Below are 1787 nucleotides of genomic sequence, written 5' to 3'. Positions count from 1 at the left end.
GAGCGGCTACGTTCCGGATGCCTGCCGCAGAGGCACCTTGCTCATCCCCGTCAACGTCGCGAAATGGATGTGGGGGTGGCCGAACCGGTTTCTCGATCGCATGCAACGAGTCGACAGCCGCGTCTATCTGCTCGGCCCTTATTCCGGCGGCGACTTTTCGCAAGGGCTCGACGATCCCGAACTGATCAAGCAACTGCCGGACGGCTATTCCGGCGGCATTTCCACGGATGCGCTGGATCTCGTCATGCCTGACATCAAGGAACGTTTCGGCTCGGATCAATCCACGCCGTAAGGGGCTTGGATCGAGCCGCCCCGCAGCCCACCCTTCAAAGCAGGATGCGGTATTTCGCGAAGCCCGCCTCGCCCTCGCCCGCCGGTTCGATCTTCAGCGATTTCACCTGCGCAATGAAATCCTTGGCCCTGGGGCCGGTTTCGAAGACGGCGCTGGCTCCAGGCAGCGGTGCGAACGACCAGTTGTCGTCCGCCGACGGGTTGATCGTGCCCTCGCTGACGATATAGCGGACGATGACATCGCGATTGGTGTCCGGCGCCTCGTAGATGATCTTCGAGGCATTGATGTCGGGGAAATTGCCGCCGCCACCGGCCCGGTAATTGTTGGTCGCGATGACGAATTTCTGTTTAGGATCAATTGGTTTTCCATCGAAACTCAGGTCGACGATCCGATTGGCGCCAGCGTTGGCCAGCCCGCCCTTGGCATCGTATTTCGACGGCTGCGACAGATCGATCTTGTAGGTGACGCCGTCGATGACGTCGAAATTGTAGGACGGAAAATTAGTGTTGATGAGGGCCTGGTCGGCCTTATCAGGCTCGATCCGGTTGAAGATGCCGGCCGACATTTCCAGCCATTCCTTAACCTGCGCACCGGTGATTTCGACCGCACGCACGGTGTTGGGATAGAGATAGAGGTCGGCAACGTTCTTGATGGCGATGTCGCCCGCCGGCACGTCGGTATAGTAGTCGGCGCCGTTGCGCCCGCCGGCCTTGAACGGCGCGGCCGCCGACAGCAGCGGCACATCCTTCCATTGCGTGTTCTTGAGGATATCCCTGAGGTACCAGGTCTGCGCCTGGCTGACGACCTGCACCGACGGATCGTCGGCGACCAGCGCGAAATAGGAATAAAGCGGCGCGGAGGTCTTGCCGACGGGACGCCGCACATAGGCCAGCGTCGCCTGGTGGTCCTGGTCGAGGGCCGCGATGATGCGCTTGTCGTCCGGGACAGTCGGCTTGTTCTTGTTGTCGAGGCGTTCGAAGATCGGCCGCGCTTCGGAGGTGGCTGAAACGACCTTCCATTTCGACCCGTCACGCTCCAGCATCAGGTCGATCAGCCCCATATGCGAGCCCCAGAAACCGCCCATGACGGCGGGTTTGCCCTGCAGCGTGCCCTTTTGCGTGTCGACACCGTCGAGCGACTGGAAATCCTTCTTGCCGGGGAACACCAGATGCTGGTGGCCGGTGAACACCGCATCGATGCCGTCGACGCCGGCGACGAAGAACGAGGCGTTCTCCATCATGTCGCCCTGCTTCACGTCGATGCCGGAATGCGACAGCGCAAGGACGATGTCGGCGCCCTCCTCCTTCATCTGCGGCACCCAGGCCTTGGCCGCCTCGACGATGTCGCGCGTCTTGACGTTGCCCTCGAGGTTCTTGAGATCCCAGACCATGATCTGCGGCGGCACGAAGCCGATGATGCCGATCCTGATCGGCTGCTCGGCGCCCGAACCGTCCTTGATCTTCTTGTCGAGGATGACATAGGGCTTGAGATCTGT

Annotated in this window: 1 protein-coding gene and 1 pseudogene; one reads left to right on the top strand and one right to left on the bottom strand. The window is 61.2% G+C overall.

What is annotated here, in order from left to right; genetic code table 11:
* Positions 1-292: pseudogene (locus EN964_RS33480) on the top strand (glycerophosphodiester phosphodiesterase); the annotation flags it as partial.
* A gap of 34 nt (positions 293-326) precedes the next feature.
* Here EN964_RS33480 and EN964_RS33475 read toward each other — a convergent pair.
* Positions 327-1787: bifunctional 2',3'-cyclic-nucleotide 2'-phosphodiesterase/3'-nucleotidase (locus tag EN964_RS33475; protein ID WP_127277376.1), on the bottom strand; the 1461-nt coding region annotated here is incomplete at its 5' end.

The organism is Mesorhizobium sp. M7A.F.Ca.CA.001.10.2.1 (assembly GCF_003998575.1).
In the GTDB taxonomy this organism is placed as follows: Bacteria; Pseudomonadota; Alphaproteobacteria; order Rhizobiales; family Rhizobiaceae; genus Mesorhizobium.
The sequence above is the reverse complement of the archived record's forward strand: the minus strand, read 5'-3'. Positions and strand labels throughout refer to the sequence as shown.